Annotated in this window: 29 protein-coding genes and 2 pseudogenes; 20 read left to right on the top strand and 11 right to left on the bottom strand. The window is 51.0% G+C overall.

The window, feature by feature from the left end; all coding sequences use genetic code 11:
* Positions 1 to 119: 119 nt before the first annotated feature.
* The 3 genes from EVJ34_RS00725 to EVJ34_RS00715 form a co-directional block, all read right to left on the bottom strand.
* Complete coding sequence (locus EVJ34_RS00725; RefSeq protein ID WP_131434920.1) at positions 120 to 539, bottom strand: DUF7674 family protein; 420 nt, start codon at positions 537 to 539, stop codon at positions 120 to 122.
* Positions 540 to 598: 59 nt separating this feature from the next.
* Positions 599 to 1015: an NAD(+)--rifampin ADP-ribosyltransferase gene (arr, locus tag EVJ34_RS00720; RefSeq protein ID WP_131434922.1), complete on the bottom strand. Its 417-nt coding sequence runs from the start codon at positions 1013 to 1015 to the stop codon at positions 599 to 601.
* 140 nt (positions 1016 to 1155) lie between these two features.
* Complete coding sequence (locus tag EVJ34_RS00715) at positions 1156 to 1602, bottom strand: GNAT family N-acetyltransferase (protein WP_236636606.1); 447 nt, start codon at positions 1600 to 1602, stop codon at positions 1156 to 1158.
* A gap of 91 nt (positions 1603 to 1693) precedes the next feature.
* Between EVJ34_RS00715 and EVJ34_RS00710 the strand changes: the two genes are divergently transcribed.
* Complete coding sequence (locus EVJ34_RS00710; protein WP_131484458.1) at positions 1694 to 2212, top strand: Rossmann-fold NAD(P)-binding domain-containing protein; 519 nt, start codon at positions 1694 to 1696, stop codon at positions 2210 to 2212.
* Between the two features lie 48 nt (positions 2213 to 2260).
* Positions 2261 to 2920, top strand: coding sequence for a carbon-nitrogen hydrolase family protein (locus EVJ34_RS00705; RefSeq protein ID WP_131484457.1), 660 nt, complete (start codon positions 2261 to 2263; stop codon positions 2918 to 2920).
* A gap of 93 nt (positions 2921 to 3013) precedes the next feature.
* Here EVJ34_RS00705 and EVJ34_RS00700 read toward each other — a convergent pair whose 3' ends face one another.
* Positions 3014 to 3850 carry a GGDEF domain-containing protein gene (locus EVJ34_RS00700; protein ID WP_131484456.1) on the bottom strand — a complete coding sequence of 279 codons (837 nt, stop codon included), beginning with the start codon at positions 3848 to 3850 and terminating at the stop codon, positions 3014 to 3016.
* Positions 3851 to 4065: 215 nt separating this feature from the next.
* Positions 4066 to 4803: a UMP kinase gene (gene pyrH / locus EVJ34_RS00695; protein ID WP_131484455.1), complete on the bottom strand. Its 738-nt coding sequence runs from the start codon at positions 4801 to 4803 to the stop codon at positions 4066 to 4068.
* A 134-nt stretch (positions 4804 to 4937) separates the two neighbouring features.
* Here pyrH and EVJ34_RS00690 point away from each other — a divergent pair, with 134 nt between their 5' ends.
* A complete protein-coding gene (locus tag EVJ34_RS00690; RefSeq protein WP_131484454.1) occupies positions 4938 to 5849 on the top strand; it encodes an alpha/beta fold hydrolase in 912 nt (303 codons plus the stop codon).
* Positions 5850 to 5929: 80 nt separating this feature from the next.
* On the opposite strand, the gene EVJ34_RS00685 is transcribed toward EVJ34_RS00690, so the two are convergent.
* From EVJ34_RS00685 to EVJ34_RS00675, 3 genes are all read right to left on the bottom strand, one after another.
* The gene (locus tag EVJ34_RS00685) at positions 5930 to 7153 is read right to left on the bottom strand and encodes an MFS transporter (protein WP_131484453.1); all 1224 of its coding nucleotides are present in this window, start codon (positions 7151 to 7153) and stop codon (positions 5930 to 5932) included.
* 201 nt (positions 7154 to 7354) lie between these two features.
* Positions 7355 to 7756, bottom strand: coding sequence for a group-specific protein (locus tag EVJ34_RS00680; RefSeq protein ID WP_131484452.1), 402 nt, complete (start codon positions 7754 to 7756; stop codon positions 7355 to 7357).
* 28 nt (positions 7757 to 7784) lie between these two features.
* Entirely contained in the window at positions 7785 to 8231 is a 447-nt protein-coding gene (locus EVJ34_RS00675) for a hypothetical protein (RefSeq protein ID WP_131484451.1), read from the bottom strand.
* A gap of 125 nt (positions 8232 to 8356) precedes the next feature.
* Here EVJ34_RS00675 and EVJ34_RS00670 point away from each other — a divergent pair, with 125 nt between their 5' ends.
* From EVJ34_RS00670 to EVJ34_RS00595, 15 genes and pseudogenes are all read left to right on the top strand, one after another.
* A complete protein-coding gene (locus EVJ34_RS00670) occupies positions 8357 to 8680 on the top strand; it encodes a hypothetical protein (RefSeq protein WP_131484450.1) in 324 nt (107 codons plus the stop codon).
* Complete coding sequence (locus tag EVJ34_RS00665) at positions 8673 to 9305, top strand: hypothetical protein (RefSeq protein WP_131434943.1); 633 nt, start codon at positions 8673 to 8675, stop codon at positions 9303 to 9305. The genes EVJ34_RS00670 and EVJ34_RS00665 overlap by 8 nt, the downstream gene beginning before the upstream one ends.
* Complete coding sequence (locus tag EVJ34_RS00660; protein WP_131484449.1) at positions 9295 to 10014, top strand: hypothetical protein; 720 nt, start codon at positions 9295 to 9297, stop codon at positions 10012 to 10014. Before EVJ34_RS00665 ends, EVJ34_RS00660 begins: the two co-directional genes overlap by 11 nt.
* A 90-nt stretch (positions 10015 to 10104) precedes the next feature.
* Positions 10105 to 10527: a DUF5412 family protein gene (locus EVJ34_RS00655; protein ID WP_131434947.1), complete on the top strand. Its 423-nt coding sequence runs from the start codon at positions 10105 to 10107 to the stop codon at positions 10525 to 10527.
* Between the two features lie 162 nt (positions 10528 to 10689).
* Positions 10690 to 11250: a DUF4129 domain-containing protein gene (locus EVJ34_RS00650; protein WP_131484448.1), complete on the top strand. Its 561-nt coding sequence runs from the start codon at positions 10690 to 10692 to the stop codon at positions 11248 to 11250.
* Positions 11251 to 11303: 53 nt separating this feature from the next.
* Complete coding sequence (locus tag EVJ34_RS00645; RefSeq protein ID WP_131434951.1) at positions 11304 to 11570, top strand: hypothetical protein; 267 nt, start codon at positions 11304 to 11306, stop codon at positions 11568 to 11570.
* Positions 11571 to 11600: 30 nt separating this feature from the next.
* A complete protein-coding gene (locus tag EVJ34_RS00640; protein ID WP_131484447.1) occupies positions 11601 to 12377 on the top strand; it encodes a TetR family transcriptional regulator in 777 nt (258 codons plus the stop codon).
* A 57-nt stretch (positions 12378 to 12434) separates the two neighbouring features.
* Complete coding sequence (locus EVJ34_RS00635; RefSeq protein ID WP_131484446.1) at positions 12435 to 12683, top strand: hypothetical protein; 249 nt, start codon at positions 12435 to 12437, stop codon at positions 12681 to 12683.
* A 162-nt stretch (positions 12684 to 12845) separates the two neighbouring features.
* On the top strand, positions 12846 to 13556 hold the full coding sequence (locus tag EVJ34_RS00630) for a DUF2750 domain-containing protein (RefSeq protein WP_131484445.1): 711 nt from the start codon (positions 12846 to 12848) through the stop codon (positions 13554 to 13556).
* A gap of 132 nt (positions 13557 to 13688) precedes the next feature.
* Positions 13689 to 13862 (top strand): annotated as a pseudogene (locus EVJ34_RS00625) (DUF2199 domain-containing protein); the annotation flags it as partial.
* Between the two features lie 14 nt (positions 13863 to 13876).
* A complete protein-coding gene (locus tag EVJ34_RS00620) occupies positions 13877 to 14257 on the top strand; it encodes a hypothetical protein (protein ID WP_131434957.1) in 381 nt (126 codons plus the stop codon).
* A gap of 262 nt (positions 14258 to 14519) precedes the next feature.
* Positions 14520 to 14885: pseudogene (locus EVJ34_RS00610) on the top strand (RNA-guided endonuclease TnpB family protein); the annotation flags it as partial.
* A gap of 132 nt (positions 14886 to 15017) precedes the next feature.
* The gene (locus EVJ34_RS00605; RefSeq protein WP_131484443.1) at positions 15018 to 15503 is read left to right on the top strand and encodes an SRPBCC family protein; all 486 of its coding nucleotides are present in this window, start codon (positions 15018 to 15020) and stop codon (positions 15501 to 15503) included.
* 7 nt (positions 15504 to 15510) lie between these two features.
* Positions 15511 to 15987 carry a GNAT family N-acetyltransferase gene (locus EVJ34_RS00600; protein WP_131434963.1) on the top strand — a complete coding sequence of 159 codons (477 nt, stop codon included), beginning with the start codon at positions 15511 to 15513 and terminating at the stop codon, positions 15985 to 15987.
* A gap of 19 nt (positions 15988 to 16006) precedes the next feature.
* Positions 16007 to 16987, top strand: coding sequence for a Gfo/Idh/MocA family protein (locus EVJ34_RS00595; protein WP_131434965.1), 981 nt, complete (start codon positions 16007 to 16009; stop codon positions 16985 to 16987).
* Between the two features lie 31 nt (positions 16988 to 17018).
* Here EVJ34_RS00595 and EVJ34_RS00590 read toward each other — a convergent pair whose 3' ends face one another.
* Positions 17019 to 17570: an ATP-binding protein gene (locus tag EVJ34_RS00590; RefSeq protein ID WP_131434967.1), complete on the bottom strand. Its 552-nt coding sequence runs from the start codon at positions 17568 to 17570 to the stop codon at positions 17019 to 17021.
* A 215-nt stretch (positions 17571 to 17785) separates the two neighbouring features.
* Between EVJ34_RS00590 and EVJ34_RS00585 the strand changes: the two genes are divergently transcribed.
* Positions 17786 to 18352 carry a histidine phosphatase family protein gene (locus EVJ34_RS00585; protein ID WP_131484442.1) on the top strand — a complete coding sequence of 189 codons (567 nt, stop codon included), beginning with the start codon at positions 17786 to 17788 and terminating at the stop codon, positions 18350 to 18352.
* A 159-nt stretch (positions 18353 to 18511) separates the two neighbouring features.
* Here the strand turns inward: EVJ34_RS00585 and EVJ34_RS00580 are convergent, their stop codons facing one another.
* Both EVJ34_RS00580 and EVJ34_RS00575 read right to left on the bottom strand, forming a co-directional pair.
* Positions 18512 to 21892: a dynamin family protein gene (locus tag EVJ34_RS00580; RefSeq protein WP_131484441.1), complete on the bottom strand. Its 3381-nt coding sequence runs from the start codon at positions 21890 to 21892 to the stop codon at positions 18512 to 18514.
* A 17-nt stretch (positions 21893 to 21909) separates the two neighbouring features.
* On the bottom strand, positions 21910 to 22530 hold the full coding sequence (locus tag EVJ34_RS00575; protein WP_131434973.1) for an NAD(P)-dependent oxidoreductase: 621 nt from the start codon (positions 22528 to 22530) through the stop codon (positions 21910 to 21912).
* Positions 22531 to 22717: 187 nt separating this feature from the next.
* Between EVJ34_RS00575 and EVJ34_RS00570 the strand changes: the two genes are divergently transcribed.
* Entirely contained in the window at positions 22718 to 23809 is a 1092-nt protein-coding gene (locus tag EVJ34_RS00570) for an FUSC family protein (protein ID WP_131434975.1), read from the top strand.
* The last annotated feature ends 73 nt before the right edge of the window (positions 23810 to 23882 follow it).

Below are 23882 nucleotides of genomic sequence, written 5' to 3'. Positions count from 1 at the left end.
CGATGTCGAAATGTAAACAGAGTGTCCATTCTTTATTTTTTCAGAGGTGAGGATATTATTGTATGAATTCAATGAAGTAGAGCTCAACCCATTAAAAATGGTTTTTCCTAGAAGTAGGATTATCTCTCAGGACCACCAACGTATTTCGTTTTTCCATCCCAAAAATCATTAAGATGATTCCACCATTCAAGTGATTCTTGATGCAAATATTCATGAAATACACTCGTCTCTCTTCCGCTGTATAATAATTTGTTTTGCATATCTTCCAATAATCCGATTGTCACAGCTTCTTTAACGTAAGGATCACCAGTTGTGTGAAATAATTCAATGACATGAAACACCGCCGGAAACTCTTTCAACTTGTTTTGTCTATACAAGTCAACGATGTGCGCAGCAAGATCAGCAAAATCGATATACAGTAACTGCTCATCTCCAGTCTCGTAATTGTCTTCAACATATGCATTCCATCGATTTCTATAGGAAGGACACGCTTGTAAAAATAGTTCCATCACTTCGCATTTAGAGATTTCTTTTTTCATAGTTTTCCCTCGCTGATAGTATTGTGTAAAGGAATGATTCAAGGTGCCTCGCCTTCGTATCAGTCGTCAATCACATCTTCTCCTGATTGCCGCAGGTTCTCAAGCGATTCAAGCATATGCGTGATCACATCATCCGGATGGCGTTCCCACGTCCCGAGCTCGGCCACGACTTTGAGCGGGGCGTTCGACCGGTACGACCGGGTCGGATTGCCAGGGAAGCGCTTGTCCGTCAAGTTCGGGTCATTCTCGAAGTCACCCGTCGGTTCGACGAGATAGATGCGTTCACGAGCCTCACCGCTCGCCAGTTCGGCACCCCATTTGGCGGCGTCGAGGGTGGCCGTGAAATAGATGTAATTCGACTGCTTATCTTGATAGTTTGAGCGTCGCTTCGGTTCTAGCAAGTCACCTAGCTTCAGTTCGGCTTTCGTGCCGTGAAAAAACGGGCCTGGATCGAGCGGTCTCATGTCATCAGTCATGCTTCATCTCTCCTTCAGTCAGGTTGTCTTCACAGTATAGTGGATGAATTTAGGAGAACACAGTCTGTTTTTGGTTCGAGAATCACGATATAATAGAGACGGGAAGAGCGACAGGCTCTTCCTTTTTCGTTACAACGAATTCAAAGCTGTTTACGAAACGAATAGCTCGTGATGGCATAGTCCATTTTGTCTTTATAAAAGCGGTGCGCCTCGGTCCGGGCAAGTCCTGACTCAAGGGCGACGTATTTGGCACTATGGTCGCGGGCGTATTCGTGGACGAAGTGAAGCAGCATCTCACCATATCCGTTCGAGCGATGGTTCGCGCACGTCACAAGGTCGTAAATGAAGACGTGTTTCTCGAGATATAGATTGACGCGGAGCTCAATACCCGCAAGCGATACAATCGCATCGTCGGCGTATAACGCATACAGTTCATAGCCTTGCGGTCGCATGGCGGCTACGATTTCACGATACGTGTCGAGCGTCAGGTCGGTACGCAGTTGGTTCATGACTGGGAACGATTCATCGAGTTCGTGTGGCGACTGGATTGGTTTGATGAAATAGATGGTCGATGGAATGGGAATCATGCCTCCTTGAGGGGATGTTATATGTGGATTTCGCTCTCGTAAGACAGGATTCCTTCCATACTTATAAACGGACAGAAGGGACAGATATATCGTGAAACATGCGCTAGTGATCGGCGGCAGCGGGATGCTGGCGGGGATGGTCCTTTGGTTGGCAGAGGGTGGGTATCACGTGTCCATCATCGGACGAGATGCCGAGAAAATGAAACGATTGACCGAGCAATCGCCAGATCGGCTGTCTGCCATATTGGTCGACTATCGGGACGACTTGCGTCTCAAGGAAGCACTGCGACGTTCGATTGCGATTCACGGAGACTTCGACTTGGTCGTTGCCTGGATTCATTCGGACGCAGCTAACGCCTTGCCGTGTGTGTTGTCAGCACTGCGCGGTGGCACGGACGTGTTCCATGTCCTCGGGAGCCGCGCCAATCCGAGCGGTGTGAGGAACGGGCTGAGAATCCCTGAAGACGTCCGTTATCACCAAGTGCAACTCGGCTATCAGGTCGTGAAAGGTCAGCGCCGCTGGTTGACGCATGAAGAGATTGCCGGAGGCGTGGTCGAGGCGATTCATGAGAAGAAACCTCTTTGTTTAGTCGGCTTTGCAACGAAGTGAGAATATTGATTTTAAAAAATGTAAATTTGAGAAAGGTGTGCCGTACATATGAAGATTCTGATTGGCCAACCCAAAATGGAAAAACACCTAGAGCAATTCAGTCAAGACATCAAAGCGAACCCCGATGTGGACTTGATCTTGTACCCGGAAGGCTATTGTCAGGTTACCCATCTTCCCGAGGTCAAGAAACTCGCGAAGCGATTCCAGACAGCGGTCGTGATGGGCTATCGGAACGAGCAGAACGTGGACCGAGCGCTCATCATCGATAAGCGTGGGGAGACACTGTTGGACCGTGCCAAGACACCGGAAACGATGCCGCTCTTCATGCCGTCAACTGTCGAGGACGATGGTCACCGCTACGGATATGTGCTCTGTCGAGAAATCTTCATGGGGCTGGAAGGACTTAAATCGGAAGAGGACATTCAACTTATCTTCAATCCGATTGGCGTCGGCATGTTCAGCGAAGAACAATATGCGGATTGGTCCGGTGTGGCGAAGCAAATCGCGATGCAACAACGTTCAATGATTCTCGGGACGAGCCATGCCGATGGGTCGTATCGAAACTGTGGCCATTCGATTCCGATCGCATATTGCTTCGATGAGACGGGCGAGGCGGTATTGCTGTCGAAAAACGATACGCGTACGCGGATTGTCGATACGGTTTTAAAGACGATCGAAGTCTTAGATTCGCCTGTCGGAACGGTTTGATGAGGATGACGAGTTGATTTGAGTACACAAAAAAACTTGAATGCACACTTCTATCAAGTGTTGGTCATTCAAGTTTTTTTCATCGGATGTATCTTAACTGGTGAACGAAATTTTCGCATTGATTTCATCAACGGCTGCGTTGCAATTTTCTAGATTCACGTCATAAAACGTATGCTCATGCGTCAACGACACGTGTTCACCGCTTTGAAGCTCGTACTGTTCGAGTAACGGGCGAATCCGATCATGGACGACGCGGGCGGCCTCAGGGGACGTGTGCGGATAGATGATGGCGAACGTGTCTAAGGCCACGCGGTACTTATGGTCCGTTCGTCTCGTGGCCAGATGGAGCTCGTCACTGAAATAATTCAAGAACCATTCATACTCGGTCCGTCCAAACCGTTCCTCGAATTCTCTCAGCTCATGGATTTGAATGAACGAGACCGTGAAGGCGTCACCGTGGCGAATCAGGCGATCGCGTTCGGCATTCAAGTCCATCCGAAACCGTTCGGCGTTATCGAGCCACGTCTCAGGGTCAACGGCCACGAGCTGTCGGGTACGCTCCTCTAACTCGAGACGTGACAGTTGTACGTTCTTTACGAGTTGATGAACGAGACCGGACAAAATGGACATGACGAGCAGCAATATCGTAAAACTGATCCCTCTGCTGTTGAAAAACTGAACGTTTCCTGCTTCATAGATGGATGCGAACCATCGGAAATAGATGAATAAAAAGAGAAGGAGTGAGACAGACAGGGTCAGCCCGGCCCGCATTCCGAAGATAAGGGAAGATAGAACGACGGCCGGTAAAATCAAGTAGCCGAGAAGACCGGTGTTACTATCGGACAAAAGAACGGTGAATGCCATCGAGCCGACAATCATACAGGCGATGAGCCCGAACAAATAAGTCGATTCATTGGTCCATTGCTTCATGTTTAACCCTCCATCTGTTTTAAATCGGCTCGCGATGAGCCACCATCTCAATTACCCGCTATGTGTGGGAAATAACCAATCAAAGATGTCCGTCACCTTCATTATAGAGCATCAGATTGGGACGATGAGCTCGTTTTTCGAATCGGAGCAAGTGCGTTTCTTCGAGCGGATGAAGTAAACGACACCACCGGCACAGATGTCGGTGGTGTCGTCAGTTATGTGGCAAAGTTAGTCCGGCCATCGTGAATCAACGTGCCGATCGACTCGCCCGAACAGATTCGTTTCATCGCGCCCGTCTCTTCAAAGTCGAACACATGTACCGGAAGATGATTGTCTCGCGCGAGGAGCAGCGCCGACTGATCCATTACCTTCAAGTCATGGCGCAACACATCGTTATAGTGGAGCGACGTATATTGTCTCGCCGCGCTCGAACGATTCGGGTCTTCCGTATAGACACCGGAAATCCCGTTTTTGGCGACGAACAGGGCGTCACAGTGCATCTCGACCGCGCGTTGAACCGCCGGATAGTCTGTCGAGACGAACGGCTGACCGTTACCACCTGCGAAGATGAGGACGTACCCTTTGTTCAGATGGGTGAGTGCCTTCAGTCGAATGTACGGCTCAGCCATACTCGGAATCGGCATGGCCGTCATGACCCGAACTTCGCGGTCGGTCTTGCTTTTCAGCACACCCCGCAGCATCAAGCTGTTGATGACGGTGCCGAGCGTGCCGATGTTGTCAGCCTCGACGCGGTCGATGCCCCATGCGTCGGCCATGTTGCCTCGGAAGATGTTCCCTCCGCCGATCATTAGGGAAACGTTGATGCCCATGTCAATCAACGATAAAATCTCAGTCGCAATTTGATCGAGTTTGTGTGGATCAAAATTCGAGTTGTCCTCGCCGGCGATGGCGGCCCCGCTCAACTTGATGAGCACGTTTTGATAGTTGTTCAACGAAACACTCCCTTTCTGATTGCAAATCTCCAAAATTATATAGGTTCTTCAATTATTTAGCAATGATTATAACGGGTCAGCTATAATGAAAAGTGAGATTGTTGGAAACGGGAGACGATTAGGGGGCGATATCCATGAACCATTTTGTGAAAGTGTTTGAGACAGAACTTGAAGTGAAGCGTAAAGGAGAGCATGGTATACCAATCGTCATCATGACTGGAATGGGTTGTTCGTTCGAAGAGTGGCATGAGGTGACAGAGAAGCTAAGTGTAACAAATCAGGTCATCCTGTATCACCGGCCGGGGATTGGCAGAAGTGAACAGAGTCAACGTGAACGCAACACAGAAGCGACTGTAAGCGAATTAAAGGAACTGTTACACGTTCTGCGTATTGACAGTCCTATCATCTTACTCGGACATTCCTATGGAGGGCTTTGCGCCCAGCATTTCGCGAAGCGTTATTTGTCTGATGTGGCTGCACTCGTGCTCATCGACTCCACATCGCACGACTTGGAAAGACTCGATACGCTAGACTTGCCAATCATGAATGAGGGAGCGTCAGATGAGGATTGGCTGAAACAATGTGAGGCCTATGCAGAACAAACCGAATCAGCGTTAACACGACGTATCCAAACCGTATTGACACCCAATCAGCGCAAGCTTCCGAGTGATGTTCAAGCAGAGTTGATCCAATTTTTCCAAAGGCCAAATCTGTATAAAACGATGATTGAGGAAGTCAGGAACTGGCATGCGGATTCTCGGTTCATTAAACAGTTAGGAAGTCTCGGTTCGATGCCAGTGTATGTGATTGGACGCGACGCCGACCATGAAGTCGAACAAGGCCTGTTAAACGGTTTGCCTGAATCTGAGTTAAAGTTATTAGAAGCAACGTGGCATCAACTCATTCGTGAACAAACGATGCTCTCGACAACTAGCAAGCTGGTGATTGCGGAACGGTCATCGCATGCTGTTCATTTAGATCGTCCGGATGTCATTGTTGCTGTGGTAGAGGAACACGTGTATCAGATGACTCAAGCGTTAAAATAAGCCATTGTTGTCGCGACAGCTTAAAGAGAGCCGATTGAGAGGATGGTCTCAATCGGCTTTTCTATAGTTTCAATAAAAGATTAAGATGCTTCCTCCTCATATAGAACCGCCTCATACAGTGCTCGTTTTGAACGCTCTAACACAACACGAACCGTGACCAAGCCGACGAGTAAGAAAGCGAGCGAAAAGGCAACGTACGTCGAACGAATCCCGACGTATTCAGCGAGGAGGCCGATGCCAAACGTCAACCCGATGATGAGGATGGACTCGACTACATTGATCACTCCCGAGAAGCGGCCCATCAGTTCGGTCGGCACGTTGTTCTGATAAAAGGACAAGAAGCCGGTGTTCGCGAACGATAGGGCGAACGTGAGCAGGAAGAACCCGGCGGATGCGAGCACGAACGATTCCGAGAAGGCGAAAACGAGATAGCCGACAGGTGTTAGGATGGCGCCGAAACTGATTAAGAACGGTAACGTCATCCGAGCGCTGAACGTCGCATTGATGATGGAGCCGGCGATAATCCCGGCTCCGGCGACACTGACAAGAAAGCCGTATCGACTCTCAGAGAAACCGAGCACTTGCGTCGCGAACGACGCCTCGAGTGAGTCGAGCCCCGACATGAAAATCGTCATGACGCAGAATAGACCATAGACGAGCGTCACGTAACGCATGGTCGACGCGAACCGGACGACCGTCTTCCAGTCCTCGATAATCATGCGCAGGCTGAATACCTCGACCTCCTCGCTGGCCGTGAACAGCCTCGGTAAGCATGCGAGAATCCCGACGGACACGAGCAACGCCAGCGCGTTCAACTGGATGGCGAACGTCGGGCTGCCGATCATGAACAACAATCCCGCGATAGCTGGGCCTAAAATGAACCCGGCCGATTGGACGAAGTTCTTGAGCGCGTTGAACCGTTGCCGGTCAGCGCTTGGGACGAGTTTCGTCATATAGACGAGGGAGGCCGATTCGAAGACGGAGCTCGCGATATTCAATCCAAACACGAGCACATAGATGAGCGCGAGTGAGTCGGTGAAAGCGAGACTGAAGACGACGACGGCACGGAGCGCATCGAGCCACATCATCAAGCGGCGCGTGTCGGTGCGGTCGATGACCGAGCCTGACCAAAAGTTCGCGCATAGGGCCGCGAGCGGGACGAGGATGTAGAGGACCGACACGGCGAACGGCGATTGCGTCATCTCGAGGACGATCAAGTTGAGGGCGATGAAGTACACCCAGGCCCCAAGGTTCGAGATGCCGACGCCAGCAAGTAAAAGTAAAGGTTGTTTCCAAGTACGCATATCCATCGTCCCCGTTCAAAAGTAGATTTTGAACAGTATGTCACAAAAATGATTGATGTACCAGATAAATCCAATCGATTTCAAAATTTTATATAATTGATTATCCGGCTCGCTTCCTTTCCATAGATTGGGCAAAGAGGATGAGATATACTTTTTGTTAGAGCCAGATAGCTGTCGAATGTGTAGAAACGAATAATTAGCTTAACGCGTTTTACCGGCAAAGTGGGCGGTGATGTTCCGAGGCACGTCCTCGAGCGATCCGGTCAATTGGATGACGTGGGGTAGATGATAGAACGTGCTCGTCGTCTCAAAATCGTCGAAGCGATTTTTGGCATCATGTATGAACACCGTCACACCTGCACCGAGGGCGATCCCGAGCTCGACATGGCTGCTGTTGCCGGCCGGCAGTAAGATGACGACGAAGTCTGACGCCGTGATGGCCTCCAACTCGCTCGTGCCGATGGCTCGCAAGTCCTCAAGTGACGTGGCGCGATCGTTCGTCGTCCAGTCGTATGTATGGGTGTGGCCGTCGTTGATTAGGTGATTGTGTAGGGCTCTGACCTGTTCGATGTTCGAGAAGCGGTAGCCGATATAGAAGTGCATATAAGTCCTCCTCATAAAGTTTAAAAGCTTAGTCGACGTTACTGAATCGTGTCACCGCGACCTCATGGATGACGAGCAACAAAATCGCGATGAAAAAGACGAGCAAGGAGACGTATTCCGGATTTACGTTTAGAAAGAAGTTCAGCCCGAACAGCGGTGTCACGAACAGGATATAGAGCGGATATTGAATCGAAAATAAGGCATCTAATAATACGATGTCATACATGTATGTCTCGAAGCTGATGAGTGAAAAAACGGTCACACTTGCGAACAGAATAGCCATAATTAATAGTTTGGCGACACGATTCCGTAATAAACACGTCCCGAACATGCAAGCGAGCAGTAAGCCGGAGGCGACCGCATGAATTGGTTGAATCGTCGCATCGGGAAACATGATAGATGGAATCAGGTTCACGATGAACGCGAGTATATAGACCGATGACAAGACGATGAGGCATTTCTTTGGATTGCCCATCAGGACACCCCTTTCTTAATGAGGGTTATATTTACATTTACTTACAAGTGTAATTTTACACCAAGGTCATAATATGTCAAGATGAATGGGTGAAGTCAGCCTAAAAATAGGAAGGTGGGACAACAATGACAAAAGAGGATTTGAAAGCACTATTGCCGGCGGACGAGGTCGAAATCAAACTCGAGGATGTGGAAGGATTGCCTCGAAACGCATTCATCAACGAGCGCGAGCGTTTCGAGGAAGTACAGGAGGAGTTTGAAGACGACGAAGAGCCATGGCCGGACGGGATATATGTCATCGGGTATGAAGATTTTTTAGGCGACCCGGTCTGCGTGGATATCAAGACGAATCACGTCGTCATCGTCAGCCATGAGACGTTTGAAGTGGAAGAGACGTTGTCGATTTCCTTCGAGGGTTGGTTACGATCAGGTGGGCGGGCCATTGATTGAGCAGGAAGTCATCTTCTCGTCTCTGGGTGACGAGGAAGTGGAACGTCAGCTGTTCACGACAGACGGTGCTTCAAAACAAGCAATGTTGTTGGCGAGGGCCGACGCTACACAACTTCGTACGTTACAAGACATTGACGTACGTTACATTCGCATTGGTTACGACAACGAAGGGAGTTGGCTAGCTATTGACTTGGGCAATGGGGAAGTCTTTTCGTGTGACGACGAATATAACCTGGTTGACGTGATTCGCACACCGCTCGAAACGATTTTGAACTGGCCCCCGACGGCAGAGCGACTTTTGCTTTTGACGCAACGTTTGAATCATAGGGAGCTGTCTAAGGAAGAGCTTCCTAGAAAGCGTAATGTTCCTAAGTCAGAAGAGATGATCGAATGGATGTTGTATGTGAAGGCGGGTGTGGTCACTCGAGAAAACGTCTCCGATTGGGCTGGACATGTGCTCAATCAATCGGAGGACGAGATGATTGAACGAACGGCGCTAGATGGACTGATCTTGTTGAGTGGAATCGATCTTCTAGACAACGAAGGGCACTATTTACATAGGGAACAAGACTTAGATGATTGGATCGAGCAATTGCGGAAAAGGATGCGTCAACATGAGGATTGAGGTTCAGCGAGTGGTTGAAGAAGATGATGCGTGGCAGATTTATGATGTGGGCGGCGTTGATTCGCTGCTTTGGCTGTACCATCAGAAGATGCATCAATTGAAGCTAAAGCTCCCTAAAGCGTCGAACATCACCATCCTATGTTGTGATGTAGCACAACGTGAACAGGTTGAGGAGATTAGACACTCGTTCGGCGCATATCCAGTCTACATCACAACGTTGAACGACAACCTGTCACTCTTGCCGGCTGTATTGACTGAGATAGAATGGGCCCTTCAGTCTTATGATGTTATGGTTTTTACCGATGACATCATCCGGACGCTACGTGATCACGTCGAAGCGCATGAATATGTGTTCACTTCTCAGCTGATGTCAGAAGTGAATAAACCCAGATCGGTTCGGGCGACACTGAAGGTGCAAATTCACTCGGGTGATGCAGAACTGATTTTGGAGTTGTTTGATGTACGCGAGAAACGCAAGTTCATTCAGCGTGAGCCGGTCATTCGTCTCGACCCATATGAATTTGTCACCTCGTTCCCCACATCTTATCGCTTGTCTCGTCAGTTGTACCGGCTTCACTGGGAGACGATGTATACAGTGGATATCATCGGATGGTTCGGTGATCGTTTTCGGTACCGCATCTATCCAACACATGATGGTCGTTGGGTTGTCCACGCTGATCAGCTTGAGCAAAGACGATCAGAGCGCTAACATCATCTCATTGGTGTCTTCCCACTCGTTTGGGATAACACAACACACATCAATGCTATATATGATACGAGAGTGGAAGGACGGATTGATATGAAAAGGTATCAAATAAGCCATAAACTGATTCTGATGGTGGCCACTGTAGGGATTATTCTTCTGTTGATTGGATGTACCTACGCCATCTATGATTTCTTAACTGCGGCTGATACGATTGACGGCGTCCCTGTCGGAGACCTCGTCTATGAAGAAGTCTCTCCAGACGGCGCTCTCACAGTCGAATTTTATCGAACGAGCGGAGGCGCGACGACTGGATTTGCCATGCTCGGGGTGATGGAGGAGAAAGAAACAGGAGAACGGGCTCGAATCTTTTGGGAGTATCCGTGCGAGACGGTTAAGGTCGATTGGGACGACGCACACATTTATATAAATGACATCAAACTAAAGAAGATGACGGAAGTATATGATTTTCGATATGGCATCGAGAATCGGGAGGTCGATTCATCCGTTTCAAATTGATGACTGATGAAACGATTTTAGAATCGAGGAGGCGATGAGATGCGTTGTATGATTCGGTTTGGATGGACGGCTATGCTGACGGTGTGAGCAGTCTTCGTCGGACTTCGGCTCATCAGCTTCTTGATCGAATGGTGGTATCGACCTCCGACGTCGGGCTTGAAATTGAGACCGACACCCGAAGCGGCTGAGTATTCGAACGAAATGTTCGAAGGTGAGATGAGGAATCCGAAAGAAGATGAACAGTCTCATCTGAAATTGGACGATTTGGATTATACGTTTGATTCGGTGACGACCATCATCGTACGAGGCGATGGCTTCTTCTATTGGTTGGTGTTATTAGCTTTTATATTGCTTGGCGGACTGGTATTTGCCGCTACCAGTCGTTTTCAGCACCGCAAACGAGCTGACGAATCATCTTCGCTCAAGCCACGTACGTTCTCCCGTCACTCAGTCCCGCATTCGATGTCGAGTATCGAAGAGCCGGCTTGGACCGGTGTGGTGATTCGAGACACCCTGATCGCCTTCCATCAGACGTTGCCGCCGACGAAGAAATGGGTTCCGTCGGAGACGTTATCGGAATGGGCGCGCCGTATCGGATTGGCAGACACCGATTTCAAGCCATATTTGGACGAGCGCTATGGGATGACGGATCCGGTGACGCCTGAGCAGGTTGCCCGTTTCCGTAAGACGCTCGAGCAGTATGAGAACCGCTTTCAGCACTGAACGGATACAGTAGAATCTGGCTAAATATACGAAACACGACAGGGGATATGGCGATGGCTCGAATCAAATCATTTACGTTTTGGCTCACATGTGTTGCGATGCTGATTTGTCTCTATAACTGGAGCGGCGCAGACGACAAATCGCTCCTCTTCTTTCTAACAAGTCCACCGTTTTGGATCATGGAGACGAATTGGTTCGTCGAGATGTTCACGCATCCCTCGAATATCCCGATGTGGGTCAAATATGGGGTGACCATCCTATTTTGGGCGGTGATCGGTACAGGGCTCGACCGCTTACTGCTAAAACGAAAAACGCGATAAATCGACTCGAACGAGGAGAGGTGAATCCAGATGGAACTACGTGTTGAGACGTTATATGAAACGAAAAATTTGCGAATCATTGATGCTGATGTTTTAGGTGATGACCGAATTGTTATTTTGGATGAGAATTGTCCCATCGTCCATTGGAACGAGCGGAAACTAAGACTGCAGCTTCATTTGAGTTCGCCATTCATTCGCCTCCTTGATTCAAAAACGTTTCTCGTCGTCGATGTGACGATGGAAGGGACTGCCATCAACGCTTGGGTCATCGATGAGCGAGGGTCGATCCTTCATTCGTTCCATGCGGGCAACGCCATCGGAGCGGTCGCCGTCAACGACACGGGGATTTGGATTGGCTATGCCGATGAAGGGGTGTTCGGGGAAGGGATATCCAGCGAGGCACTCGTCTGTTTCTCGAGGACAGGTGAAGTGTTACAACGCTATCAGTCCGATGTTGTGCGTCCGCCGACCATTGTCGACTGCGAATTGTTGCAAGCGGATCGAACCGGGGTCTGGCTCTGTCCGTCGATTTGGTATGACTTGATTCAAATCGATCTGAACGGTCGACTCAACACGTATAAGACGCCGAAGCTTCTTCACGACAGCTCGGCACTGACGATTCAAGGACAGGTCGGCTATTTTGTGAAAAATGGATGGTTGTACAAGTGGCCGTTCGGTGCGCGTAAGCGCCCTGACGTTGTAACTGAGTTTTTGGGAACTGCTAGAGGATTAGGGGAGGGCGAACCGTTCCACTTCATTCAAATCGGTGATTATGAAGTGAGCGGCGTTCAGATTGTCGACAGGTGATGAACATTTTACAGTCAACCATGTCATGGTGCTGATTGATGTAAGGGGGCGTTGCAAATGGAGTTCCATTTGCCAAAGCAGATTAAGACGTTTTATTGGCGAGTTTTTCCGATACCGTTTCTACTAATTACCTATTATCAAATCGTTCATGATTGGCAATTGGAGAAGTTCGGTTTTGACGAGTTTGAAGATATCGGGACATTGCTGTTTATCCTTGGCGTAAGCGCATGTGAAGCTGCGTTAGTCACGCTATTCCTTTGGTGCGTCGTCGTATCGTTGAAGAAGCTACTGCGCACAACCGGATAATTTCTCGTGATAAAGGACCTGTTGAATAGGTCCTTTTTTACGTCCTCAACCGTTTGATCGATAGAATTGTGCTAATCACGGCATCAACTTGTCGGAATCAATTCCCTCTTTTTTGTAAATTCAGTATACTCATGTTATTGATGTTAGAAAGAGGGCGATGAGATGATACTGGAGACGAACCTTCCAGGGTTCACGATTGAAGCGATTGAACAGGTGGAGCAACAAGTGGGGGCACGCTTCCCGGACGGCTTGCGTGACGCATGGGGTCATGGGAACAAGTTCGAACTTGGAGATTGGTTCTTTTATCCGATCAAGGACGAGCGGTTTTTCAATAAGACGTGGGATGATGTCATTCGAGCCAACGAATTGAAGCAAGAGAATTTGCCGCAAGGGTTCGTGACGCTTGCGACGAATGGATCTGGTGATGAGCTCGGTTTTCTAAAAGACGACCGGGAGACGATTTACGTCTGGTGGCACGAGATGGATGAACTCGAGGTGGCGGCGCATTCGTTTGAGGCGTTCGTCGAAGTGACGCAGGCGGAAAGCGACGTGCTCGAGACGTTTTGCGAACGAGTCGAGGCAAGCGGTGTCGTCTTTGGTTTATCAGCGGAACAAGACGAGGGGTGGGCGTACGCACCATCGCACGTGGAAGAGACAGACGTCTTGTTGTTCTTTTCGACCCAAGAGCTTGCGCTCGCTTGCCGGGCTGACGAATGGGGCAACTATCATGTGATTGAGTTGCCTTTTGACTTGTTCCTCGAACGCTGGTTGCCGAACATGTCGGATGATGAGCTGTTGTGTGGCCTCGATTGGTCGAGCGAACTGGTTGGATTGGAATATGACTCAGAAACCATTCTAGAGTATTTTGAATAATTTTATTTCACTTACCGTATGTATATGTTGTAATCGAGAAAGAGAGCAACAAATATGATGAATCCCTTTTCCAAAAAAACGCGATCATCTCGACAATTGTTCATGTTCGGTCTGCCACTATGAACTCGGGACCCCATTAGTCCAGACACGCTCAACTTGAAGACGAACGGTCATATCCGAGAAGTGGGGATGCAATCGTTCATCGAATTGGAGCCAACCGATCATCCGCTTGCCGTTGAGCAGCGAGACGGGATCACCCACGGACGGACTGAAGAACTGGCACGCATCATGGAAAGCGACGCATGAGAGGAGAGCACAACTTGCTAGAATTCGTCCGGCATTCGCAAGCCGTCGTTTACTTATTTTATCCCGCATCGAAACGTCTCGTGATACATCGTCAGTTGAGTCAGTGTCTAGATGGTTCAATCGAATCGTTCGATGTCATGTACAAGACACATGGTTCAGGTGCCTCTCAGATTCAAACGCGTCTGACGGTACAACGTGGTGACCTATCTTCGCTTCAGGTTGAGAAAACGATGATCACACTGACATTACCCGAAGCATCGATTCAAATGTGGATGAACGGACTTGCAACCGAGTCCAATATGTATCGTGACTCTGAAGTTCCGGCCGTATTTATAGGAACGTCAAGCCTTGCTCGAGTCGAGTGGGTGATGTTGAGCAGACGTTCTTCAATCTAGACGTTTTTTAACTGAATTAGGCGAAAATTCTCCCACCTCTAAGCGTCTCAGGGCACGGCACAGCGTAGGTGGGAGATGAACCGCCTGCTTGCGAACCTTTTGAATGTCCCTGTGAAAAATATAACGAACAAAAGTTCGCAATCCCGTCAGATTTCCTCGCCTCCTCCTCGGGTATCGGAATGGGACGAGAATCATCCTGACACCGGGCAAAGGAGGGACGGACATGCTGAAGGGCTACCAATACCGGCTCCACAAGCTGTAGCGACACATCGTCGACGAGAACCAAGTCGTCGTGGTCGAGACGCTGAAACCGAGGGAGATGATGCGGGACCGCCGCCTGGCGAAATCGATCGGGGACGCCGGATGGGGCGAGTTCGTCCGCCAACTGGAATATAAGGCGAGCTTCTATGAGCGGACGCTCATCAAGGCCGACCCGTGGTTCGCCTCGACCCAAGTCTGTTCGGCCTGCGGCGAGAACGGCGGTAAGAAGAGCCTGAACGTCCGCGAGTGGACGTGTGCCGCGTGCGGTGCGCACCACGACCGAGACGTCAACGCGAGCCTCAACCTGTTGCGCCTCGCCGATCGAAACACCCGAGAGCAGGGACTGCCCGAAGAGCTTGGCCCATAACCGTGGATGGTCAAAGCACGGTCTTCCCAAGAAGCTCCCACTTCAGGTTGCGAAGGAAATAAGTGGTGAGTAGTTCACGAAAAAGATGACAAATGAAATAGAAATCATTTCATCACAATTAAAGGAGGACCTATGAAACAACCAATTGAAGTAGCTACATATACGATGGCAATCAACGCACCGATTGACCACGTCTTCGGTTGTCTCGCAGAAGACGAACATATCGTCAAATGGAACGACCATTTGATTGAGAACATTTATGAGGATGGTAACGCCTCACTCGTGACGGGAAAACGGTTCATCTCGGTCCAACAGTTCGAGAAGAAAGAAATTCGGGTCGAGTCTGAGTTGACCTATGTCAATCGTCCTCACACATGCGAGGTACAGGCGGTGACGAATCAAGGGGTATCGATTGCGACATATACGTTGAGCGAGACAGCAGACGGGACGGACGTGACGATTCGTATCTCGCTCGTCCCGTCCTCATGGCTCTATGCCCTTTACGTGAAGGCGTTCCGTTGGGCGATTCGGCTGATATACGATGAACAGTTCAAACAGTTCCGGATTTATGCTGAGGCGAGTAAACCAAAACCGTCACCTGTCCGAGAGGCGGAGTGATACGGCGATGATTGAACCGATTACTTCTTCGACGCGTGACGCGGTCCGTTCGTTCTTCATTGACGCCTGGGGCTCACCCGAGATGGTCATCTCGACCGGGACGTATGATTGCGCCACGCTTGACGGGTTCGTCTGGTCGGAAGGGAACGTCATTATCGGCCTCACCACGTATGTCACTCGGGAAGACGAGATTGAAATCATCTCGCTCGACAGCCTGCAGGAGAAGCGTGGCATCGGCTCGGCGCTCCTCGATGCAGTGGAGCGAGTGGCCAAGCAGCATCAGCTCGAACGGCTGTCGCTCATCACGACAAATGACAACTTACGAGCGATTGCTTTCTATCAAAAGCGGGGCTGGCGTCTCGCACGCATCATCCCGGACGCAGTCGATGCGGCCCGGATTCAGAAACCGTCGATCCCCGTCATCGGGGAGCACGGTATCCCGCTCCATGACGAAATCATGCTTAGCAAAGCCATCACAACCTAAAGAAAAGAGGGATTAACCTATGATTCGATTCGGTATCATCGGCACAAACTTTATCACCCGTTCTTTTATTGAAGCGACTCATGAAGTCGAAGGCGCATCCGTGTCCGCCGTCTATTCTCGTACGGACGAGCGCGCGAAAACGTTCGCTGAAGAATTTGATATTCCAAACACGTTTACCTCGCTTGAGCAGATGGCGTCCAGTGAGTTGATTGATGCGGTCTATATCGCGAGTCCGAACTCGCTCCACGCCGAGCAGAGTCTGCTCTTTATGCGTCACGGCAAGCACGTCCTCTGTGAGAAACCGTTCGCCTCGAACGTTGAGGAAGTCAGACAGATGCTTGAGACGGCGCATGAACATGACGTCGTCTTGCTCGAAGCGCTCCGCAACCTATTCATGCCGAACTTCGATGTGTTGCGTCAAGAACTCCATCGCGTCGGACCGGTCCGGCGTGTCATCTTGAACAAGTCACAATACTCGTCCCGCTACGACTTGTATAAACGCGGGGACAACCCGAACACGTTCAATCCCACCTTCTCGAACGGTTCACTGATGGATCTCGGTGTTTATTGCCTCGGTCCGGCCTTGAAGCTGTTCGGCCGACCGAAAGGCTTACATGCCAACGCCGTCAAGCTCGAGTCAGGCGTCGACGGAAGTGGTTCGGCCATCTTGTCGTATGACGGCATGGACATCATCGTGCTCCACTCGAAGATTCACGGTACGGATTCCCCGTCCGAGATCATCGGGGAAGCGGGGCGCATCGTGATTGACGATATCGGTTCGCTTGACCGCTTGACGTTCGTTGGCCGCGACGGGACGACCGTCGAACTCGGCTCAAAACAGGCGAGCCATATGACGTATGAGATTCAGACGTTCGTGAACATGATTGAGGCAGGGGAGCGGGAGACCGAGGTTCATTCGTTTGCCAACATGCTCACACTCGCGGACGTCATGACCGATATTCGGCAGCGTATCGACGTGCGGTACCCGGCTGACGTATAACAAAGAGCCTCGAGCATTTTGTGCTCGGGGCTCATTTATCATGACTGAAATCTTCTTTTAGAAAATTCGTAACTATTGCGATCCGTTCCTCGGTCGAGTAGTCACCTTCGATTCTTAGGATGGGACAAGACAGTTCAGCCAGCCATTGTTCATGCAACGTCTTGCTTCTGACTTCCGTCCCGGCATGGTCGTAGAGAGCAGCCCAATTTAGAAAGGCTTGTGATTGCTCGTACAGGCTGCCACCGACGAGTGACTCTGCTCCATAGCGCTCGCGTTCCCGTTGTTGTAATCTGGCCAATCGAACGTCGGGCGGAATCCATAAAAAGATAACCAAATCAAAATAGGGCATGAAGCAGTCGCCCCAACCGACAAGCGACCCTGACAGAATCCACTGTTCAGATTGGAGCAACTCTTCTTTGAGCATCTCGCGTCGTTCAGGGACGGGTCTCGGTTCGGTGAACTTGGTGGTCCAAAAATACTCATCCGTATCGAGATATGTATGCGGCAACACGTTCGCCAACGCGTCGCCAAGTGTTGACGTGCCGGAGCCCGAAGCGCCGAGTATGTGAATTCTGCTTCTCATGTTTGCCTCTCCCATCAACCTATATTTTTTGTGGCTAACATCATGAACTCCTAAGATATATGTTCATCGTTCGAATCTCGATGTTCGTCTTCATCGAGAAAACGTGTAAGCGAAATCCTCTTTTTGAGGATTATCATGAAGGCATGCTGGATAATTTTACAATAAGTTTCAGTAGAATGATAGTTGATGACATACCTAGAACGGGAGACGATGACATGACGACCTTGTATTTCGTAAGACATGCACACTCTACATATACAGCCGATGAGTGGACGAGACCTTTATCTGAAAAGGGAGAGGGAGACGTCCGTAACATCACAAACACCTTGAGTGAAGAAAAGATTGATCTCGTCGTTTCGAGTCCATATAGACGAGCGATTCAAACCGTCCAAGGGATTGCTGACCAGATTGGGACAGAAGTTCTGCTCATCGATGACTTGAGAGAGCGGACATTGACGACAGAGCCGGCCGAGAATTTTACCCTGGCGATGACGAGAGTGTGGGAAGATCCTACTTTTGCATGGGAAGGGGGCGAATCGAACGTGGTTTCTCGACAGCGCGGAGTCCGTGCGATCCTGTCACTGCTCGACCAATACGAAGGAAAGCGAATCACAATCGGTACGCATGGGAATATCATGGTGCTGATCCTCAATTATTTTGATGAACAGTATGGCTATGCGTTCTGGAAAGAACTCGATATGCCGGACGTTTATAAAGTGACGTTTAACAAACATGAACTAGTGAGCGTTGAAAAGCTATGGGACCGTCCAGAAATGGTTTGAAAGCCGTTTATGCCGTCATAAAAAAAGGATGGGCCGGTCTCGGTCCCATCCTTCAAAGTCTACTCTCTATTCAGATACAGGTGGCGGATAAACAGGCCGAGTGCGACCGTCATGATGACGGCCGGAATCAATCCGACGAGCAACAAGGAACCCATGCGTTCAGTCCTTTCTGAGCGCATCGAGGCGCTGTGTCATGTCTTGGAACGATTGACCGTCCGAGAGCACGCTCAATTCACCGGCGACGAGATCGTTCACTTCACGGTCCCAGTCCTGGCTGAGCGTCGTCTCGAGTGCGAGGAGATGCATCGCTGTCCGCTCGACTTGATGTGTTCCGACGCGCGCCAGCTGTTCACGCACCGCCGTCTTCAACAGGGCGCTCAAGTCATCGCGCAACTTCGTCCGGCCGTCGCCTTCGAAGAACTGGTTCGCGTTCTTATAGTGCTTCAAGACGGGACGGAACGGGGCCGCCTCGAACGTGACCGGATCGACGGCGTCGCGGAGCCAATCGATGTCGATGTCTTCCTCGTATGATAACGTCGGCAAGAGCGGGCGCAGTTTGAGCGTCTCGCGCTCGATCAAGCGTTCCGTCTCCCGTTTCAAGAAGCGCTCGAGCCGATATTGGAACACTTGCAGCTCCTGATGGATGTCATACGCATACTTGTCGAGCGTGCGGGTGAGGGCGCGCTCCAGGCTCGCTTTCGACCCATCCACTTCGACCGGATGGAACGTCTCCTTGACGAAGTCCGACAGCCGGAGGAGCGAGCGGGTCTCGAGGTGGGCAAGCAACTCGTCCGTCTCGCGCTGGAACGGGTCTTCGAGCGTCGTGACGTTGAGACGATTGTCAGACGTGCGCAACTGTTCGAGCTTGTCACGACGGGCCGCCTTGACGCTCGCATCCGCTTCGGCCTCGCGGACGACGTCCTCGAACGCGGCGACGAGGGCTTCTGCCTCATCTTTGATGCGGACCGCGTTCGCCTGACGCAAATCGTGGTCGACGAATTGCTCGAGCTTGGCCGAGAATCGATCGAACCCGGCGTCCGTTCCCTGGATGGCGTTTCGGCTCGAGATCGGCAGCACCGTCGGATGACGGACGCCGAGCTTCGTCAATTGGTTTGATACATAATTGGTGACGGCGAGCCGTTCCGCTTCATCCGCCGCCAAGTCAGCCGCGTTGACGAGAAAGAACATGTGATGGTCACCTGTCCCTTGTACGCGTCCGAGCTGGATGACGAGTTCACGGTCGGCCTCGGTGAAGGCGTGATTGTAATACGTCACGAACAGGACGGCATCGGCGTCACGCATATAGCCGAACTGCACCTCGCTATGACGGTTGAACTGCGAGTCGGCACCCGGCGTGTCGACGAAGATGATGCCACGGTCGGCCCAAGGGGAGTCGATGGCGAGCTCGATTTCTTTGACGATACAGCTCTTCTCTTCTTCTGTGACGAACGAGCAGAACGTGTCATAGTCGACCATCTCCTGGCTACCGAGATAGGACAGGGGAGCGTTCTTGACGGCGTTGACGAACGGGTGATCGAGATGGAGTGCGTCGAGTGACGCCCCGTAACCGTTCAGCTCCGCCTCGAGCTCAGCACGTGTCTTGAACGTGATCAACGCGCTCTTGTTGGCGCGGCCGTTCGGCGGCACGATTTTCGTGATCGACGCCGTCAGTGGGTTCGGTGACGTCGGGAGCACCGTCTCACCGAGCAACGCGTTCAATGTCGACGACTTGCCGGACGAGAACGCCCCAAAGATGGCGAGCGTATACGTCTCGGATTCGGCCCGGGCCAATTTATGACGGAGCGACTTGACGCGTGACTTGAATAACGGATGCTTATCTAATATTTCACATACCGTATATTCATATGAAAAATCAAAAGATAAAGCAGTAATATCATCCACCAAAAGCGAGGTTGAAGCAACTTCTTGTTGCTGATGTTCGACTTGTTTCTGCGGCAATTGGTCGGCCGTGACGTAGTGACGGGTCTCAAGGTCCGTCAAACGCGAAGCAGAGAGGTCACGTGTCGTGTAATTGGTGAGTTCGTCTCGTTGTTCGCCCAGCTGACGTTGTAGCGCCAACGTGTCGAGCATGTCATACAACTCATCTTGCTCAGTCTCGATGGCATGGATTCGGTTTTTGCCTTCGGCTTCGAGATACGCCTCGACCGACGTGACCCACGGTTCGGACACTTTCGTCACCCAAGAGGCGAGAGCCGACTCGATGTCGCGGCTGAATTGAAGCACCGTGTCACCGCTGAGCGATGCGCCGGACTTCACTTGGTCACTGATGAGCGTGCTCGGTGCAGTCGGTAACGTATCCGGACGGGACAAAATCGCCTCGGGCAGTTTCAAATCGCGGATGATGTCTTCGGCGTACTTGATCAAATGGGGGCGAAGGTTCGTATCGATCAATCGGTTGAACTCCTTGACGGCAATGTCTTCACGACGCAGGCGTTCCTGGCGCGTCTTCTCTTTTGAGAAGAACAGGCCGACTTTGAACTCCGGCGCACAACTCTCGAGATAGTTCCGCAACAGTTCACGGAACTCGTAGTTCATGATCGGCGCGCTCGCGACGATCGGCGTTTGGTGTTTGAAGAACTCGCGGCGGAATGATGTGAGCCATATCGCTTTTTTGTCGAGGCGTTGCAGGCGGGCTTGAATCTCCGTCGGCTGCTTCTCGACGACCGGCAATTCGTTCAGGAGCGCATCGTTCGCACGAGTGGACCGGGCGAGCAACGTGTCGACGAGCAAGTCGGCGCGCGCTTCTGCGTGTTCCCGTGCGCCGTCGATGACGGTTTGGACATACGTCCGGAGTCGTTCGGCCTCGTTCTCAGGGTGATCGAGCTCACGGAGCGAGATATAGAATATATCGTCCGGATTAATGGCATGACGGGTGAAGGCGGTCTCGAGCGAGCGTTTAAACGTGCTGAATGGAAGCTCTCCTTCATCGTGCTTATCGATTTGGTTGATGATAATCGAGTAGGGACGTCCTTCAGCGCTGAACTGTTTCATCAGTTTGATGTTCTGTTCGGACTGGACGTGATTGTAATCCATCATGAAGAACAGATGGTCGGCGAGGAAGAGCGAGCGTTCCGTCGCTTGACGGTGTCGCTCATCGGTCGAGTCAATCCCGGGTGTGTCCATGAGGACGACGTCGCTTCCGAACGGGAAGCGGGGCAGGGCGTATTCGACTTCTTTAATTTCTTCAATCTTACAGTAGTCTCCTAAACGGTCTAGTTCATCCGTCTCAAGTCGAATCCAATCGGTGTCGTTAATGGCGACGGATGCCCCGACATCCCCCTGTCGAAGCGTCACGATATTCGCACTCGTCGGAATCGGGCTCGTCGGTAACACACCGTCCCCGAGCCAATTGTTGAGCAGCGTCGACTTCCCGGCCGAAAAATGACCACAGACTGCGATCCAAATCTCGTCCCGCGTCACTTTCCGGAGCGCGGTCTTGGCAAGACGGGCCGACTCTGTCTCAGCTTGCGTGTCAAATACGTCGGTCAATTGCGCGAGGCGCATGCGTTGTTCGTTCATAAATCCCCATCCCCTACTTATGATTCCGTCGTGATGCCGACGCGGTGTCTACGATATGAGTTGTTTTCCCAGGCTTGAATGACGAGCTCCGCCACATCGTCACGCGAGATTGGTCCCGAGTTCTGCGTCCCGAGCACGTCAGCTGTGATGACGATCTTCCCGACGGACGCGTCTTCAATCAATTGGGTCGGGCAGACGATTGTATAGTCGAGCGTCGATGCGTCGAGCAGTTCATACGCCCGCGCGTGGTCTTCGGCCGCGGTCGTCATCGAACGTTTCGACTCGCGGGTTTCAAAACGATAGTGATCAGAATCATGTGCCTGCAAAATTCCGGCCGTCCCGACCGTCAAGATGCGCGTGATCCCAGCTGTTTGCATCGCCGAGATGACGAGCGGGGTAAAGCGGGACAAGACGTTCTGCTTATCCGTACCGAGCGCCGACATGACGACGTCGGCTGATTTCAATGTTTCCGCGATAGCCTCTCCATCAGTCGCGTCTCCGATGATGACCGTGAGTCGTTCACTCGGTTCGACCTCTCGACGTGACAAGAGTCGGACGTCGTGTCCGTCTTCTAATAAACGTTCGAGCAACCGCATCCCCGTGCGGCCGCTCCCTCCAAATAAAGCAATGGTTGACAAGTAAACCCCTCCCCATCAAGATTAAAGAAAATATCCAACGCCATCATACCACGGAAGCGCTCTCGAATCGGGCAAAATGTCCTGACTTCGACCGGTTCGAAGGCCAAATGTTTCACACACGCCGAAGACGGCTAAAAAAATTGCATGAAGTGTACAAAGGGGGAAGACACTCTGGTGTCGAGAACGCATGAGATTTGGAGCTAGAACGATCAAAACCGGGATTTCTGTCGCCCTGGTGTTACTTATTGCCGAAGCATTTCAATTTGAACAAATCGTCGTCCCGGCACTCGCGGCCTCGCTCGCCTTACTGCCTTCAGTGTATCAGACCGGTGTCCGACTTTTAGAAGAGTTGAAAGGGAACTTGATTGGGGCTTTGCTCGCTGTCTTCTCATTGATGTTGACGCCGAACCCGACGCCGATCGCCATTGGGGTCGTCATCATCATCGCCATCTCAATCCTTCTCTTCTTGAACCTCGAGTCGACGACCCGAACCGTCATCTTGACGACAATCCTGATCATGGAAGGGGCGAGTCAGTCGGACATGCCCGTCTGGATGTTCGCCGGCGAACGTTATTTGCTCATCATGATGGGGATCACCGTCGCGCTGCTCGTCAACGCGCTCTTGTTCCCGCCACGCTATGAACGGAAGCTCGAAGAAGACATCACGACCGTCTTCCAGATGGCCGTCCGCATCGCCCGCCTATTTTCGGAAACAGAAGGCGGCCGTTCATCGTTCGAATCGCTCGATGAGACGAAGAAGAAACATCGCGCCTCAAAGACCACGTATGATTATTTCGAAGAAGAGATCAAAGCCAACCGCTGGCTCGAAAAGAAGACACCCATCTACCGTCGGGCCGTCTTGAAGTCGAAGATGATCGACACGAACAGTGCCGCTATCCACGTGCTCGACAAGTTGCATGACGATTATTTGACGGTCGAACATCTGCCGCCGCAACTTGAAGAAGAGTTGTTGCGTCATATGCGGCATTTGTTACGCCGGCATGAGCGCCTCTTTTCGGCTTACGAATTAGAGAACGAGCATATCATCGACCGTGAAGAGGATCTGATCCACGAGAACTTCGATTTCGCAAAATTGATGATTGAGAAAATGCGCGATGAAGAAGAAGACCTCATCTTGACTGTCGTCCCGCTCGTCGCGGCAATGACGAACTGGGTCAAGGCGATGAATGAACTCGAACGCTACCTCATCACCGAGATGAAGAAGCACGGGGACAACTTGAAAGTGGAACCACGCAAGAAATGGTTCTTTGAAGATTAACCGCCGACTGGCGGTTTTTTTGTTGCATCAATACATGCGCTCCTTCGTTGTTTCATTCATAATAAAATCAAGA

Source organism: Exiguobacterium sp. SL-9, assembly GCF_004336985.1.
In the GTDB taxonomy this organism is placed as follows: Bacteria; Bacillota; Bacilli; order Exiguobacteriales; family Exiguobacteriaceae; genus Exiguobacterium.
This window is presented reverse-complemented; position numbering and strand designations above follow the sequence as displayed.